The sequence below is a fragment of the Acinetobacter sp. 797_lipA genome (assembly GCF_058243025.1).
The window spans coordinates 2,872,116-2,888,885 of the sequence record NZ_JBZAYQ010000001.1 but is presented as its reverse complement, the minus strand read 5'-3'; the positions used below and the strand labels follow the sequence as shown (position 1 = coordinate 2,888,885).

Genomic DNA, 16,770 nt, shown 5'->3' with positions numbered 1-16,770 from the left:
AAAATAAACGTTATTTCAATATCTGCATGCAGATTTCAGCTCTGAAACATAGGAGTGAAATGCCATGTTAGAGTTTGCTTTGCTTTTAGCCATCGTCTTTGTTCTGGCTTATCCCTTGGGTAAATACCTCGCAGCAATTATGCACAACCGCGATATGAAAATTGATCCTCTATTCAATTGGATTGAAAAGCCCATTTACGCGGTTTTAGGAATCAATCCCAAACGGGGGATGAATGTCAAAACCTATTCATTCAATTTTGTCATGAGCTGTGCAGTGATCGGTTTGGTGACTTGGACTCTATTTATGGTTCAAGCCAGCCTGCCGTTGAACCCAAACCATGCACCGAATATGTCATGGGATTTGGCGCTGCATACCATGATTTCGTTTCTGACCAATACCAACCAGCAGCACTATTCAGGACAGGCGCAACTGTCTTATTTATCGCAAATGGTCGGCATTGTCGGCTTGCAGATCTTCACGCCGATGATGGGCCTGGCGATGGTGGTGGCTACAGTTCGAGCACTGTTCTACAAACAATCCAATGCACTTTCTGAAACCGATCAACAGACCAGCTTTAAGCATAAAGTGCAACAAATTAATGTCGGCAACTATTGGGCCGATGTGATTCGTCCGACGTTCCGCTTTCTGATTCCTTTATGCATGGTTTGGTCATTATTGCTCACTAGCCAAGGCGTACCATCGACTTTTCAAGGCGGCCCAGAAGTTCAAGTCATCGACCAAAGCAGCGAATTAACAACGCAAAAAATACCTTTAGGCCCTGTTGCGCCCATGGTAGCAATTAAGCAATTGGGCAGTAATGGTGGTGGCTGGTATGGTCCGAACAGCAGTGTACCTTTGGAAAATCCGACACCATTGTCAAACTTTCTGGAAATGCTTGCGATTTTACTGATCCCTGTTTCGGTGATTTTTATGCTGGGCTTTTTCACCAAACGCGCCAAATTCGCAGGCTTGGTCTTTGCTTCAATGCTGCTGATGTCGATCATTTCTGCGACTAGCGCTATCTGGTCAGAAAGCCTTTCATCGACTTCGACATTGCTTTCCGCCATGGAAGGTAAAGAAGTGCGTTTTGGCGAGGCATCATCTGCTTTGTGGTCAGCGGTCACCACCCAAGTCAATAACGGCTCAGTGGATATGATGCATGATTCATCTGCACCGCTCACAGGTATGGTGCAATTGTCCAATATGCTGATCAATGCCATTTGGGGCGGGATTGGCTGTGGTTTACAGCAATTCATTATTTATCTGTTTTTAGCAGTCTTTATTGCAGGCTTAATGACCGGCCGCACCCCAGAATTGTTTGGCCGCAAAATTGAAGCCGGTGAAATCAAGCTGCTCGCTGTTGTGATTTTGATCCAACCCATCGTCATTCTTGGTTTAACCGCAATAACTGTATTTTTTCCTGAATTGACGGGCAACAGTAATCCGCAATACCACGGCATTTCTCAAGTGCTGTACGAATATGTGTCTGCATTTGCCAACAATGGCTCAGGCTTTGAAGGACTATCAGACAATACCGTGTGGTGGAATGTCACATGCGGTATTGCTTTATTGCTCGGCCGTTTCCCGACATTAATTATTCCTTTAATCATCGCTACACGTTTAGCTGCTAAACGCCAAGCACCTGAAAGCAGCGGCAGTTTAAAAGTCGAAACGCCAACATTCGCACTGACTTTAATTGCCATTGTGGTGATGTTGACCTTATTGCAATTTATGCCAGCCCTGGTCTTGGGGCCAATTGCTGATCATCTGTTATTGGTTCAAGGTTAAGGGGGAGTACAATGAATCATTCAAAACACACTGTTCAAACACAGCAAAACACCATAGCTTCAACCTTATTTCAAGCTGAAGCATGGAAAAATGCTTTTATTAAACTGCTGCCGCAGCATGTGATTAAAAATCCGGTGATGGCCATCGTTTGGCTTGGGACGCTGATTACACTGGTTAGTACAATTCTAGGTCAATCTAGTTTGGTTTTTGGCTTATTGGTGACGTTGATTTTATTTGTGACGGTTCTCTTTGCCAATTATGCCGAAGCGGTTGCTGAAGCCAAAGGCCGCGGACAGGCGTCATCCCTGCGTCAAGCGCGTCAGAATTTGACGGCGCGCCGGATCCATTCTAAAGATGATATGGATGGGGTGCAGATTTCAGCGGCTGAATTGAACATGCATGACTTGATTGAAGTGCGTGCAGGGGAATTGATTCCCGCAGATGGTGAAATAATTCAGGGCTTTGCTACGATCAATGAAGCTGCAGTAACAGGTGAATCTGCGCCGGTACTCCGTGAAGCGGGCACAGATAAATCTGGGGTGATTGGCGGAACCAAAGTCTTAACCGACCGGATCATCGTGCAAGTGACCGCAGAGGCGGGAAATAGCTTTCTCGACCGAATGATTGCTTTAGTCGAAGGCTCAAACCGTCAAAAAACACCGAATGAAATTGCCTTAGGTATTTTACTGACCGTGATGACTGTGACTTTTATCATCGTCGTGGTCAGCCTGCCGTTGATTGGACATTTCCTGCATATTGAAATCAGCCCGATTTTATTGGTGGCGCTATTGGTCTGCTTGATTCCAACCACCATCGGCGGCTTATTGCCAGCTATTGGAATTGCAGGGATGAACAGAGCGCTCAAAGCCAATGTGATTGCCAAATCAGGCAAGGCGGTTGAAGTTGCAGGCGATATAGATGTTTTACTACTCGATAAAACCGGAACTATTACTTACGGTGACCGTCAGGCGACTGCTTTTTATCCCTTAACAGGAGTGACGGAGTCTGAACTTCGCCAAGCGGCGGTACTGACTTCTTTGGCCGATCCAACGCCAGAAGGTAAATCGGTGGTTGCTTTGGCCAAAGAGCAAGGTGAAAGAGTGGCCGAGCCTGAACAGGCTGAATTTATCGCTTTTAATGCGTCCACACGCATTTCAGGCCTTAACTTGGCGGATGGTCATCAAGTGCGTAAAGGCGCTATGGATGCCATTCTTAAATTCGCTTCGCAAAACCTTGAAAATCATGCCGAACTGAAAGCGCGCGTAGAACAAATAGCTTCAAAAGGGGCAACGCCGCTGGTCGTGGCTAAAGACCAGAATTTGTTGGGTGTCATTGAACTATCAGACGTGATTAAGCAAGGCATTAAAGAAAAATTTGCGCGCTTACGTGAAATGGGCATTAAAACTGTGATGGTGACCGGAGATAATCCGCTCACAGCAGCGGCCATCGCAGCAGAGGCTGGTGTGGATGATTATATCGCTGAAGCGAAACCAGAAGATAAACTCACATGCATTCGAACCGAGCAAAACAAAGGACATTTGGTAGCGATGGTCGGTGACGGTACTAATGATGCACCGGCGTTGGCCCAAGCAGATATTGGCTTAGCCATGAACTCGGGAACGCAAGCAGCCAAAGAAGCAGGCAATATGGTGGACTTAGATTCTGATCCAACCAAATTGCTATCTGTGGTTGAAATAGGCAAACAGCAGCTGATTACTCGCGGTGCATTAACCACCTTTTCCTTGGCGAATGATGTATCAAAGTATTTTGCAATTTTGCCGGCATTATTCGTCGCGGCAATTCCGCAAATGCATGTGTTAAATGTCATGCAACTAGGCAGTTCTGAAAGTGCCATCCTGTCTGCGCTGATCTTTAATGCGATCATTATTCCTCTGCTGATTCCAATTGCACTGCGCGGTGTGAAATTCAAACCTTCGACATCTACCCAATTATTGCGCCGCAACATGCTGATTTATGGTGTGGGCGGGGTGCTGCTACCGTTTATTGCCATTAAAGCGATTGATCTGCTGATCAGTCCAATCTTGGCCCTATAAATTTTTTGAGGATGACAAAGTGAATATGCAAAATCATCAATTGGCAGACTCATCATGGGGTGAGAAACTGCGCGCTTCGTTTGGAATGACCATCATTGCTCTAGGCTTATGCGGCTTTGTATATAGTGCTGCTGCAACCAGCTTAGGACAAATGCTCTTTCCAAAACAAGCCAACGGCAGCTTGATTGTCGAAAATAATCAAGTGATCGGTTCACGCTTAGTGGCACAGCCTTTTGCCCAAGTTCAATATTTCCATCCGCGTCCATCTGCCGCAAATTATGATCCTATGGCGATGGCCGGAAGCAACATGGCGAGAACCAATCCTGAACTGCAGAAAGCCATAGAGGAACGGCTGAATCGAATCGCAGCGAAGGAACAGATTGAAAAATCTAAAATTCCTGCGGATCTGGTCACCGCTTCAGGCAGTGGCATCGACCCTGAAATTAGCGTGCAATCAGCCATGATTCAAGTGAAGCGGATTGCCCATGCACGGCATATGCCTGAACAGAATGTCGAAAAACTGATTCAGTCGCATACGGTTCAGCCGATTTTTGGGATTTTAGGGCAGGCACGTATCAATGTGCTTGAATTGAATTTGGCTTTGGATCGGGGCGGGAAGTGATATGAATGGCTTGAAGATTAAAATATAGTGATTGAACGCTATTAAATAATTTGAATTAAGTTACATACGATTGTTGGGCGAGGGGATGTTCTATACCTCCGCCCAACGGTGGCATCCATATTGCCCAGCAATAGCCAAGCTGACTTTAGACGCATTTAAATGAATTTAAAAACATCTTTTTAAAGCAATAAATAAAGATTACTTCTATGACTGATCAACGAACCAATAAAGCCGATGTTTTGCTGCAACATACACAGCGTTATCAGTCTGGGCGGCTGACGATTTTTTTAGGCGCAGCTCCGGGCGTGGGAAAGACCTTTGCCATGCTGGTTCGTGCGCATGAACTGGCGCTGCAGGGTATTAATATCGTCATTGGCTATGTAGAAACGCATGGCCGTAGAGAAACTGAAAATTTAATTTCTGGTTTAGATATAATTCCGCGCAAGGCTATTGAATATCAAGGGCAGCATCTGGAGGAAATGAATCTAGATGCCGTTTTGGATAAAAAGCCCAGTATTGTTTTGGTGGATGAATTTGCCCACACTAATATGCCCGGCAGCCGTCATGAAAAACGCTGGCAAGACATCAATGAATTATTAGATGCTGGTATTGATGTTTTTACCACCATGAACATTCAGCATTTGGAAAGTTTGAATGATGTGGTATATCAAATCACTGGGATTCGTGTCACTGAAACCGTGCCAGACCGGGTGTTCGAATGGATTAGAGATATCCGCTTAATTGATTTGCCTGTGAATGAGCTGTTGGAGCGCTTAAACCAAGGGAAGGTTTATGTGCCTGAGCAGGCGGAACAGGCCTTACAGCGATTTTTCAACAGCTCCAACTTAACGGCACTGCGTGAACTGGCAATGCAAACCGTTGCCAATTATGTTGATAATGATGTACGCGAAAATTTCGCCATTCAAGGGCTTGCTCAAATCCCCTTAAAAAATCATGTCTTAATTATGATTGATGGCAAAGGGCATTCTGAAGCTTTAGTTCGGACTGGATGCCGTATTGCCGAGCATCGTGCGGCAAACTGGACGGTTGTTGCTTTTTCTCATGATACGCAAATCATGAATAAACAGGAAAACTCGCAAAGCCGTGAAATAGAACGGGCTTTAAACTTAACGCGTCAAATGGGCGGAATGACAGAAGTCCTTTACGGCCAGCAACATGCTAAAACTTTATTTGATTATGTGATGGACCGCGGCATTTCAACCTTAGTTTTAGCGCAAGCGGCTCCGCAAAAGTTTTCGCTGAATTTAAGGCTCAATTTGATTGATCAATTACTGCAATACCGGCCCAGTTTTGAACTCAGTATAGTGCCGATTATTGCAGAGAATAAGCATCTGTCCTTTTTCACTCAAAGGGCATTCTTGTCGCTGAGAGAAATACAGTACGTACTAGCCACCACGGTCATCAGCATTGTGATTGCAAGCTTAGGGGAAAAGTATTTAGGGATTGAAGATCTTTCGGTGATTTTTATCACCGCTGTGGTTTTTGTGGCATCAAAAACACGGATGCTGGCTGCAGCTTTTTCAGCCATCCTATTCTTTCTAGCTTATAATTTTTTCTTTATTTCCCCGCAATTTACATTTCAGATTTCTGCACATCAGGGGATTGTCACCGTGATTGCATTTTTGGGCGCGGCTTTAATTTCGAGCCGATTAGCGTCACGTTTGAAAGAGCAGGTGACTGCACTCAAAACGGCGAACAGTTATAACAGCATTATGCAGGATTTAGGGCAGAAGCTGTCCACAGCATTAGATTTGGCACAAATCAAGGAGATTGCTGAACATAGCCTGAGTAAAAATCTCAATGCAGATGTCTGGCTGTATTTCCCAGATACTGCAGCAACTCAAGCATCATCCACTATCATGAGTAATAAAGAAAAAATTTCAGCCGATTGGACATTCAAAAACCATCAACCGTCCGGTCGCTTTACCCAAACCTTGACGGAAAATGAGTGGTGGTTTTTGCCCTTATTGGCTTCCAAGCAATGCTTAGGCGTGGTGGGGTTGAAACTTAAAGATGTGCAAGCAGTAATCAATACGGAGCAAAAACAGCTCGCTGAACTCATGGTAGAGTATCTTGCGCAGGCGATTTTCCGCACCCAGCTGACCAAGGCTTTGGAAATAGCCAATGTGAATTCTGAAACGGAAAAATTGCGCTCGGCATTATTATCATCCGTATCGCACGATTTACGCTCGCCTTTGGCGTCGATGATTGGAGCAGCGGATACTTTGAGCACTTACCGCCATTCCATGAATGAAAATGATCAGGACAGCTTGCTGGAAGCGATTCATTTAGAGGGGGAGCGTTTAGACCGCTATATTCAAAACCTACTGGATATGACCCGTTTAGGCCATGAAGGCTTAAGCTTGAAGCGGGACTGGATTGGAGTTGATGAACTGATCGGTTCAGCAGTGCGCCGTTTAAACCGTTATATGCCAGATGCATTGGTTGAAGTGCATGCGCCTCAAGAATCTTTGAGTTTATTTGTACATGCCGCCTTGATTGAACAGGCCATTTTTAATGTACTGGAAAATGCCGCAAAATTTTCACCAGAAAATAAAGCTGTGATGATTGAGGTGCAGCAGGTGAATGAAAATGAGATCGAAATTGCCATAACTGATAAGGGGCAGGGTATCCCGGAAGGTGAGCGGGAACGCATTTTTGACATGTTTTATACCATGCAGCGCGGCGACCGCGGGCAATATGGTACAGGCTTGGGCTTGACGATTGTGAAAGCGATTGTGGGTGCGCATATGGGGAAAATCATGGCATCATCAGGCAAGAACAATCAAGGAACATGTATCCGCATACAGCTTCCTATTCAGCAAATTACTTAAAGCATCTAGCAGCTTTTAGGTGGGAAAATGCCAGAACAGAATGAATCAGCCAGCTCCATGACCAATGTCTTGATTATTGATGACGAAAATCAGATTCGAAAATTCTTGGATATAGCACTCAGAGCGCAAGGCTATAAAACGCTTTTGGCTGAAAATGGCCAAAAGGGTTTGGAACTCCTAGCTTTGCAAGGCGCGGATTTAGTGATCCTCGATTTGGGTTTGCCAGATTTGGATGGTTATGAGGTTTTGTCTGAGCTTCGCACATGGTCGCACGTTCCAGTGATAGTGCTGTCTGTGCGGGCAAATGAAGAAGAAAAAGTGAAGCTTCTGGATGCTGGCGCAAATGATTATGTCACCAAGCCGTTTAGTGTTCAGGAGCTGGTGGCGCGCATTCGTGTACTGCTTAGGCAGCACCAGCATAGTACTGTTGATACTGTAATTTTTGATGATGGCGTATTAAAAATCGATTTTTCCAAACGGCAGGTTTTTTTAAATCAACAATTGCTCTCCTTAACACGCAAAGAATATCAGCTGCTGAATTTATTGGCGAAAAATAAAGGCCAATTGATTACTCAGCCGCAAATATTGAAAGAGCTGTGGGGGCCAACGCACCAAGAAGATACGCATTATTTACGGATTCTGGTGGCTAAATTAAGAGTGAAGTTAAATGATAATGCTGTGCAGCCTAAATATATTATTACTGAACCGGGAGTGGGTTTGCGATTTTTGAAGATTTATTAATATTAAATATGCCATTTATTTTACATGAGTAATTAGACCTCTTTCATAAATCATTTTTTGCTCAGTTCCAAGTTGTAGATTCCAGCGATTAAATTGAATCTCAAACTAAGCCTTTTACATCTATTTCGATAACGCTCAGCAAGGATTTTGAAGGTTTTCAGGTTGCCAAATACATGCTCAATTCCGATTCATCTTTTATTGATTTCTTGATTATAGATTTTCAATTCAGGATCCAATTTACAGTGTCTTTTGGCTTTTAATGGCAACAGGCTATTCGGATACAACACATAAATCCGCTGATAGCCTTTATCTGCCAGGATAAAAGCCCCAAAAGGAATCTGGTTTAAATTGCGTTTGAACAACTCGAAATCATGCACTGCCCCGCGACTGGCACATAAACTCAGAATTTGCTGAGTTTTGTAGTGAATCATGGCTTGTACTTTAAAGGTATGGGTCTTTTTTTTGCCGCTATAGCTTTTCTTCTGTTTTTTTAGGCCTTTGGATTGGAATTTCCGTGGCATCCACGATCACAACATTCCAGTCGATGCCTTCGCCCTCGGGTAAATCTTTGGGTAAATTAAACAGATTGGACCGAAGCAGGCAGTCTTCAACATGACGGACAATTCTTGAGGCTGTGGGCTCTGAAACCCCGTAACTCGTCGCAACGTGAAATAAGGTTCGGTATTCCCGCCAATAGCTCAGACAGAGCAGAACCTGATCCTCTAGGCTTAACTTGGGCGGTCTGTCTTTGGCAGAGACATGCTTCTGCAATTGCTCAACCATCAAATAGAAAGTTGACCATGAGATGCCTGTGTATCGCTTGAACTGAGGATCAGAAAGCTTGTTTGAATCGATGTATTTCATCCGCAGATTATGCACGAATGCTAAGAAATCCGGAGTGCAAATATTAACCAAAAAGAAGATCGTTTTTTGATTTATGAAAGAGATCTATTGTTATTTTTATGTTTTAACTTATTTTAAATTAGCTTTTTCGTGGTTTTAATAGTTTAAAAAATAATCATATTAGTTGGGTGCTTTTTTACGGTTTATTTACGTTACATTCGGTAGAACTTGTTTTATTTTGATCATTGTTAATATTTAACAGGACAAAATAATGAGTAATTTACTCATGGCTAGACATAATATAGCTGACGAAGAAGCGGTCCCTGAATCCATGCCATCTGCGCGTCAATGCTGCGATATTGAAGATATTCTATTTTCAGAAGAAATCGAAAACTATCTGCAGCGCTATCCCAATACCCGTCATGTTGAGATTTGCCTGCACGATCTGAATGGTCATGTCCGCGGCAAGCGCATAGATATTGTCGGTCTAAAAAATATTGCACAAGGCTGTTATTTCCCAATGTCTATTTATGCCATGAGTCTTGATGGAGAAGTGATTGAAGAATCGGGTTTAGGAAAATCGATCGGTGAGCCGGATTATTTATGTAAACCTATATTGGGAAGCCTGCAGCCCTGCGCTTTAAATCCAGAGTCCAATGCACAGTTATTCCTAACCATGAAAGATGACAATCATCAAGATTGCGAAGTTGAACCGCGCAATATTTTAAAAAAAAGTTTAAGAGCGCTGCATGATCAAAACTTTTATCCTTGCATGGCCGCAGAATTGGAGTTTTATTTATTTGACAGCAATGAAAAATCTGGCTCCAATCAGATTTATTTAAATCAATGTTTTGATGTGAATGCGCAAGATAAATATCAAGACGTTCTGGATGAAATTGAACGGATTGCCCTTTTGCAGGGGATTCAGATTACAGGCTTAGTCTCGGAATCATCTTCCGGACAATACGAAATTAATATTCAGCATAGCGGTGATATTTTGAAGCTATGCGATCAGATCATGATGCTAAAGCGCACCATTAAGCAAGTCGCTGTAGAACATGGGTTACATGCAAGCTTTTTGGCTAAGCCTGATCTGAATAAAGCGGGCAGCGGCATGCACTTTCACATGAGTTTGTTAAATCAAGACCAGCAGAATATTTTCAGCATGAAGCAGAATCCTTTACCGTCACGGCAATTATTAAAGGCGATCAGCGGGCTGATAGTCTTGCTGCCGCCGTCCATGGCCGTGCTTGCCCCGAATGTAAACTCATTCCGCCGGTTTAAAGCTGGAAACCATGTGCCCTTAGAAGCTAATTGGGGCGTGAATAACCGCAATGTGGCCATTCGCATACCACGTTCGGACAATGAAAATCAACGCTTGGAATATCGTGTTGCAGGTGCGGATTGCAATCCTTATTTAACTGCAGCCCTGATTTTGATCGGCACACTGCATGGGTTGACACAGAATCTGGAAATTCCACAGCAAGCCACTCACATAAAAAATAAAGATCAGCTGCTCTTTTTAAGTACAAATCAGCCGGATGCTTTAGCGCTTTTTCACAGTAATTCGGTTTTGCAAAAACATCTCGGCAAAAGATTTATGGAATTATGGTGTGCTGTTAAATGTGCGGAGTATCAGCATATGTATAGCCAAATCACTTTAATGGAACAGCATTGGGATATTTAGCTACATAAAAATGTATAACACGATAAATAATGAAGATGATGCTAAAAATCAGAAGCTCAATGAAGAATTATATTTGAAGTATAGTTTACAGGAAATTGATTCTGAAATTTTAGTAAAGAAATACCAGCATGCGTCAAAAAATATGAAAAAAATAATTCATGCTATTTTAAAAGAAAGAGGTTTTAATCGAAGTGAGGTAGAGTATTTATTGAATTCAATCAAGTAAAATGATTATGCCAATAGTATTATTGATACTATTGGCATTAGACTTTTAAAAAGATTTAGTCAGGGTAAATACGGCTTCAGTTTTTACCCCTTTTTTATTTTGATTTGTAAAGTCTTTGGTTTTTAAATTACTACCAACTGCTGCTAATTCTACATTTATTCCCATTGGGTTATAGCGGTAAGTTGCACCAATTTTCCAATCAAAAAAATGGTCTTCTGCTTCAGAACCATAAATGTCCTGATTTGCTTTAGAATAGCCTAAGCTAACATTTGTGCCAAAATTAGTTTGGGCAATCGGTGTAGTATATAAGACATTAAAATACCAATTTGAGATATCTTTACCTGTACTGTCACTTGCAGCTTTGCCGCCATAGTTATCGGTATAGCTTATGCTTGGTGTGAAGCTATCGTTCTGATGCAGCAACGCATTAAAGATCATTTTGAAATAATATTCATTATAATTTAAATCGCTGTTATCGATGTAATTGTAGCGCAGGATGCCAAGATCGACTGCAGGATGGATTGAACCTAGCGCGATTGGCGCTGTATAGCCCATCTGGGGATCCAGTTCTAAATGCGCTTCGTCATCAAAATCAACATTCGATGCAAATGCAGCAAGATAAAAGCCAGAAGCGTGGCTTAAAACAAAGTTTGCCTGTAAGGCTGGGTCATTCTGGGTTTGCGTTTGGCCGCGCCATCGGTACTCGCTGGCTAATGATACATTACCTGAAAAGCTTAATGCGGGAGAGCTTTCATCTCCAGTAGCAAAAGCATAACTTGAATAGAGCGGTATAAGGCTAAAAAGTAGATGGTATAATTTTTTCATAACATTTTAAATTAGTAGTCAGTGAAGTAATGTATGTTATGGATTAATTTATTGATTTATAATAAAAATATCGTAAATTTTGCGTAAAATAAGTATAAAATTTAAGATGAATATTTTTTAAAGTCGCAGATTCAAATCCCAAGTGCAACACATTTGTAGTTAGTTGAAAAAGTTAGGTGTATTCATAGAATCATTAGACTTTACCGCAAGGAAGGGTTTTGCCAATGCACGGTTTGAAACGGATATAGAGGAAGGGTTAGAGGTGCTGGAGGAATACTACCCTGAACAAGAACAAAACCGTACGGTGGAGCAACAAGCTTCGCCTGAAGGGTTTGTGCAGGGTATTCAGCAGGGGTTGCAGCGATCAGTCAGACCCGTCAATTAATCGATTGGTTGGAAAAGAGCAACTTTCTAGGTTGCTCTTTTTTTTTACGACATTATAAGACGTAGCAGTTGTTAAAGGACTATTTTAGCTAAAGTTATCCCGTTAAAATGACAGGACTTTATTAATCTCTATTTTTTTTGTTAAGTGCATGACTTTTAATAGGTCATTGATATGCTAACTTAGCAACATTGTTTAACATTAAGTATAAAACCAAAGCGGTTGATCTTGGATTGAGGAAATAAAATGCATTCATTGGAACAAAAGTTTCTAAATGACTTAGATGACAAGCTTTGGAAAGCCGCCGATAAATTACGCAGCAGTCTGGATGCCGCTAACTACAAGCATATTGTTTTAGGACTGATTTTCTTAAAGTACGTATCAGATGCTTTTGATGAACGGCAATCTGAACTCAAAGAATTGTTTGCACAAAAAGACGATCACAACATCTATTACATGCCGCGTGATCAGTACGACAGCGAAGAAGAATACCAACAGTCTATTGCTGATGAACTAGAAATACTGGATTACTACCAAGAAAAAAACGTATTTTGGGTGCCAAAAGCAGGCCGCTGGTCAAATATCCGTGATGCAGCCGCTTTACCAATTGGCTCAACCATTTGGCAGGATGAACAAGGTACAGATGTCAAACTGCGTTCTGTATCCTGGCTGATTGACAATGCCTTTGATGCAATTGAAAAAGCCAATCCAAAGCTTAAGGGTATTCTTAATCGTATTGGACAGTATCAGCTGGACAATGACAAGTTACTTGATCTGATCAATACTTTTTCTGACACCAGTTTTACTAATCCAGAATATAACGGTGAGCAACTCAGTCTGCACAGTAAAGATATTCTTGGGCACGTCTACGAATACTTTTTAGGACAGTTTGCTTTGGCTGAAGGCAAGCAAGGTGGGCAGTACTACACGCCTAAAAGCATCGTAACCTTAATCGTTGAAATGTTGCAGCCTTATAAAGGTCGTGTGTATGACCCTGCAATGGGTTCAGGTGGATTCTTTGTATCCAGTGAAAAGTTCATTGAACAACATGCACAGGAAAAGCGTTACAAAGCGTCTGAACAGAAAAAGCATATTTCCATCTATGGTCAGGAGAGCAACCCGACCACATGGAAACTGGCAGCCATGAACATGGCGATTCGCGGGATTGATTTTAATTTCGGTAAAAAGAATGCAGACAGCTTTTTAGAGGATCAGCATCCAGACTTGCGTGCCGATTTTGTCATGGCTAACCCACCTTTTAACATCAAGGATTGGTGGCATGCTTCTTTAGAAAATGATGTGCGTTGGAAATACGGCACGCCACCGCAAGGTAATGCCAACTTTGCTTGGATGCAGCACATGCTGCACCATCTATCACCTACGGGCAGTATGGCATTGTTACTTGCCAATGGTTCGATGAGTTCCAATACCAACAATGAAGGTGAGATCCGTAAAAACTTGATCGAAGCCGATCTGGTGGAATGTATTGTCGCATTACCAGGACAACTGTTCACCAACACGCAAATTCCAGCCTGTATCTGGTTTCTAACCAAGGACAAAAAGAATGGCTTGTCTTTAGATAAAAAGAAAGCCAATCGTGAAGGCAAGACTCTGTTCATCGATGCCCGTAATTTGGGCTATATGAAAGATCGCGTACTGCGTGACTTTACCGATGCAGATATTGCTAAAATCACCAATGCTTTACATGCTTGGCAACAAGGCGAAAATTTTGAAGGCGAAGCGTATCAAGATGAGAAAGGTTTTTGCTTCTCTGCTGAGTTAAAAGATATACAAAAGCACGACTATGTATTGACTCCAGGACGTTATGTGGGTGCAGTCGAGCAGGAAGATGATGGCGAGCCATTCGCTGAGAAAATGCTGCGTTTGACTGCTCAGCTCAAAGAACAATTTGCTGAAAGTGCTGTCTTGGAAAGTGAGATTAAAAAGAATCTAAAAGGCTTGGGTTATGAGTTCTGATCATCCTTTATTGCAAGAAATTCAGAAGGGTGAAAGTCAAACCCTTGAATTTAAAGAGCAGTTACCGAAAGGGCAACAGGTCGCAAAGACCCTGATTGCTTTTGCCAATACCAGTGGTGGTAAATTGGTAGTGGGTGTAAGTGATGATCGCCAACTCGTAGGTATTCAAGATGATATTTTTGAGTTGCAAGATCAGATCACTTCGATGATTAATGAACTGTGTATGCCAAACATTCTGCCGTATATCTATATCGAGAATATCCAAGGCATAGAGTTGCTGGTGATTGAAGTGAGCCGTGGTTCGTTATTGCCTTATTATCTCAAGCCGCAAGGTAAGGCACAGGGAACCTATATCCGTTTGGGTGCAAGTAATCGTGTGGCATCGCCTGAGTATATTCAGCAACTCGAATTGCAGCGTCTGAACCAGACTTTTGATGAGCAGCCGAATCCGCAATACAGTTTAGATGATATTGATTTACAGCCGTTGCAGAAAGCCTTTGCTGAGGTGGGTAAAGAGCTGTCTTTGCAGAAAATGCGGAATCTCAAATTGATCATTCAGCAGAATGGACAGGATTATCCTAGTCATGGGTTACTCATTTTGTTGGGGCTTTATGAGCAGGTTGAGATCAAATGTAGCCGCTTTAAAGGCACGACCATGACGGTGTTTTTGGACAAAAAAGAATATCGTGGAGACCTATTTAGCCAGTTGAAGCAAACCGAGCAATTCATTAAAAACCATTTGCATCTACGGGCGGAGATTTTAGGGTTACAACGTACAGAAAGTTATGAAATCCCCATTCCTGCAATTCGTGAAGCCTTGGTGAATGCAGTGTTGCATCGTGACTATAGCAATGCAGGGCGTGATATCAAGGTTGGCATTTATGATGACATCCTGAATATTGTATCCCCGGGTGGCTTGCCCAATGGTCTGACTGAAGAAGATTTGGCTCAAGGTCGTTCTGAGATCCGTAACCGTGTTTTGGCGCGTGTGTTTAAAGAGCTGGGTTATATCGAGCAGTGGGGCAGTGGTATTGCGCGGATCAAAGATCTTTGTTTGAAGGCAGGCAATGTCGAACCTCAACTGAAAGCCCAAGGAGATTTTGTCGATTGGGAGTTTTACCGTCCTTCGACTGAGCAAGCAGGTGGCTCAATCGGTGGCTCAATTGGTGGCTCAATCCAAGAAGATATGTTGACAGATCGGCACAAAGAGATTTTAGTTTTAATTCAACAGAACCCAAAAGTTTCCTATCGTTCTATGGCAGAGCAGCTTGGTATTAATGATTCAGCAGTGAAAAAGCATCTGAATCATTTAAAAGATGCAGGCTGGCTTGAACGTGTTGGTGGAACTCGTGGCTGTTGGGTGATTAAGAAAGAATTTGGGGGTGGAATGTGAATAATGAGAAAATCACTTTGGCAGATGCATTAGAATTTGTTGTAGATAATAGGGGTAAAACTGTACCTACAACAGAAAAAGGATTTCCATTAATCGCTACTAACTGTATCAGTAATGATAATCTCTATCCAAGCTTTTTAAATGTTAGATATGTATCAACTGATACTTATAATAACTGGTTTAGATCGCATCCATTACCTGACGATATTATTATCACAAATAAAGGTAGTCAAAATGGTGCTGTATGTTTTGTTCCAAATCCAGTAACTTTTTGCATTGCACAAGATATGGTTGCGCTAAGAGCAAAAAGAGATTTAATTTATCCTAAATTTCTTTTCGCGGCTTTACGCTCGCAAGAGGTTCAAAACCAAATTAAAAATTTAAATGTAGATGGTGTTATTCCTCACTTTAAAAAGGCTGATTTTAATAAACTAAAATTACCTAATCCTTGCTATAAAAATCAAAAAATTATTGGTGATTTTTACTTTAATTTCTGTGAAAAAATTAATCTAAATAACCAAATTAACCAAACTTTGGAATCTATTGCCCAAGCCCTATTTAAAAGCTGGTTTATCGACTTTGACCCTGTCCGTGCCAAAATTGCAGCTAAGCAGGAAGGCAAAGATCCTGAACTTACTGCTATGTGTGCCATTAGCGGTAAAAGTGAAGTGGAACTTCAGCAAATGACTGAAGATGATTTGGCTGAATTGCGAGCAACTGCTTCGCTATTTCCTGATGAGTTGATGGAAAGTGAGTTAGGGGAAGTGCCGAAGGGGTGGTTTAAAACAGATTTAAGTATTCTTGCTGATTTGAATGTTCAATCTTGGACTAAGAAAAATTGCCCTGAAAAAGTAACTTATGTAGATTTATCAAATACAAAATGGGGGACTATTCAGCAAACGGAAGAATTTATTTTTGAAAAAGCACCGAGTCGAGCAAGACGTGTATTGAAAATAGGGGATACAATTTTTGGTACAGTTCGACCTGCAAATGGTTCTTATGCTTTTATTCAACGAGAAAATTTAACAGGTAGTACAGGTTTTGCTGTTCTTTCGCCTAAGCATAAAAATTATGCTGAATTTATTTATATTGTGGCAACTGATAAAGAAAATATTAAGCGTTTAGCTCATTTGGCTGATGGTGGGGCTTATCCTGCCGTGAGTTATGATACTGTTTTAAATACACCTTGTATTTTACCTATCGAAAATAAAGATGGAATTTTGAATTTATTCCATAAAAATGTAAAAGAGTTTTACCTTCTTTCGGCGAGTAAGTTTGAAGAAAATAATATTCTAGCAAGTATAAGAGATACGTTATTACCTAAATTATTGTCGGGTGAAATTGATGTGTCTTTATTAAATAGAGCGCAGGTTTAA

General features: G+C 41.8%; 13 protein-coding genes and 1 pseudogene. 11 read left to right on the top strand and 3 right to left on the bottom strand.

What is annotated here, in order from left to right; translation table 11 throughout:
- Window positions 1–64: 64 nt before the first annotated feature.
- The 5 genes from kdpA (at window position 65) to AC4CU2_RS14325 (ending at window position 8,061) form a co-directional block, all read left to right on the top strand.
- A complete protein-coding gene (kdpA, locus tag AC4CU2_RS14345; RefSeq protein WP_039890241.1) occupies window positions 65–1,789 on the top strand; it encodes a potassium-transporting ATPase subunit KdpA in 1,725 nt (574 codons plus the stop codon).
- 11 nt (window positions 1,790–1,800) lie between these two features.
- Window positions 1,801–3,843, top strand: a complete 2,043-nt coding sequence (gene kdpB, locus AC4CU2_RS14340; RefSeq protein ID WP_004281624.1) for a potassium-transporting ATPase subunit KdpB — start codon at window positions 1,801–1,803, stop codon at window positions 3,841–3,843.
- Window positions 3,844–3,862: 19 nt separating this feature from the next.
- Window positions 3,863–4,465 (top strand): potassium-transporting ATPase subunit KdpC, encoded by a 603-nt coding sequence (gene kdpC, locus AC4CU2_RS14335; RefSeq protein WP_004679624.1) that lies wholly within the window; start codon window positions 3,863–3,865, stop codon window positions 4,463–4,465.
- A 206-nt stretch (window positions 4,466–4,671) separates the two neighbouring features.
- Window positions 4,672–7,320: a sensor histidine kinase gene (locus AC4CU2_RS14330; protein WP_078388748.1), complete on the top strand. Its 2,649-nt coding sequence runs from the start codon at window positions 4,672–4,674 to the stop codon at window positions 7,318–7,320.
- Between the two features lie 27 nt (window positions 7,321–7,347).
- A complete protein-coding gene (locus tag AC4CU2_RS14325; RefSeq protein ID WP_004692355.1) occupies window positions 7,348–8,061 on the top strand; it encodes a response regulator in 714 nt (237 codons plus the stop codon).
- A gap of 188 nt (window positions 8,062–8,249) precedes the next feature.
- Here the strand turns inward: AC4CU2_RS14325 and AC4CU2_RS14320 are convergent, their stop codons facing one another.
- Window positions 8,250–8,582, bottom strand: coding sequence for a transposase (locus AC4CU2_RS14320; protein ID WP_004692353.1), 333 nt, complete (start codon window positions 8,580–8,582; stop codon window positions 8,250–8,252).
- A complete protein-coding gene (locus tag AC4CU2_RS14315; RefSeq protein ID WP_026057330.1) occupies window positions 8,530–8,844 on the bottom strand; it encodes a transposase family protein in 315 nt (104 codons plus the stop codon). Before AC4CU2_RS14315 ends, AC4CU2_RS14320 begins: the two co-directional genes overlap by 53 nt.
- Window positions 8,845–9,175: 331 nt before the next feature.
- Here AC4CU2_RS14315 and AC4CU2_RS14310 point away from each other — a divergent pair, with 331 nt between their 5' ends.
- The gene (locus AC4CU2_RS14310) at window positions 9,176–10,591 is read left to right on the top strand and encodes a glutamine synthetase family protein (protein ID WP_078388746.1); all 1,416 of its coding nucleotides are present in this window, start codon (window positions 9,176–9,178) and stop codon (window positions 10,589–10,591) included.
- Between the two features lie 10 nt (window positions 10,592–10,601).
- Entirely contained in the window at window positions 10,602–10,817 is a 216-nt protein-coding gene (locus tag AC4CU2_RS14305; protein WP_078388745.1) for a hypothetical protein, read from the top strand.
- 45 nt (window positions 10,818–10,862) lie between these two features.
- Here AC4CU2_RS14305 and AC4CU2_RS14300 read toward each other — a convergent pair whose 3' ends face one another.
- On the bottom strand, window positions 10,863–11,642 hold the full coding sequence (locus AC4CU2_RS14300) for a TorF family putative porin (RefSeq protein WP_130804369.1): 780 nt from the start codon (window positions 11,640–11,642) through the stop codon (window positions 10,863–10,865).
- Window positions 11,643–11,838: 196 nt separating this feature from the next.
- Here AC4CU2_RS14300 and AC4CU2_RS14295 point away from each other — a divergent pair.
- The 4 genes and pseudogenes from AC4CU2_RS14295 to AC4CU2_RS14280 all read left to right on the top strand — a co-directional run.
- Window positions 11,839–12,027: pseudogene (locus tag AC4CU2_RS14295) on the top strand (hypothetical protein); the annotation flags it as partial.
- 243 nt (window positions 12,028–12,270) lie between these two features.
- On the top strand, window positions 12,271–14,001 hold the full coding sequence (locus AC4CU2_RS14290; protein ID WP_078388742.1) for a class I SAM-dependent DNA methyltransferase: 1,731 nt from the start codon (window positions 12,271–12,273) through the stop codon (window positions 13,999–14,001).
- Window positions 13,991–15,394 (top strand): AlbA family DNA-binding domain-containing protein, encoded by a 1,404-nt coding sequence (locus AC4CU2_RS14285; protein ID WP_078388741.1) that lies wholly within the window; start codon window positions 13,991–13,993, stop codon window positions 15,392–15,394. The genes AC4CU2_RS14290 and AC4CU2_RS14285 overlap by 11 nt, the downstream gene beginning before the upstream one ends.
- The gene (locus tag AC4CU2_RS14280) at window positions 15,391–16,770 is read left to right on the top strand and encodes a restriction endonuclease subunit S (protein WP_193791549.1); all 1,380 of its coding nucleotides are present in this window, start codon (window positions 15,391–15,393) and stop codon (window positions 16,768–16,770) included. Before AC4CU2_RS14285 ends, AC4CU2_RS14280 begins: the two co-directional genes overlap by 4 nt.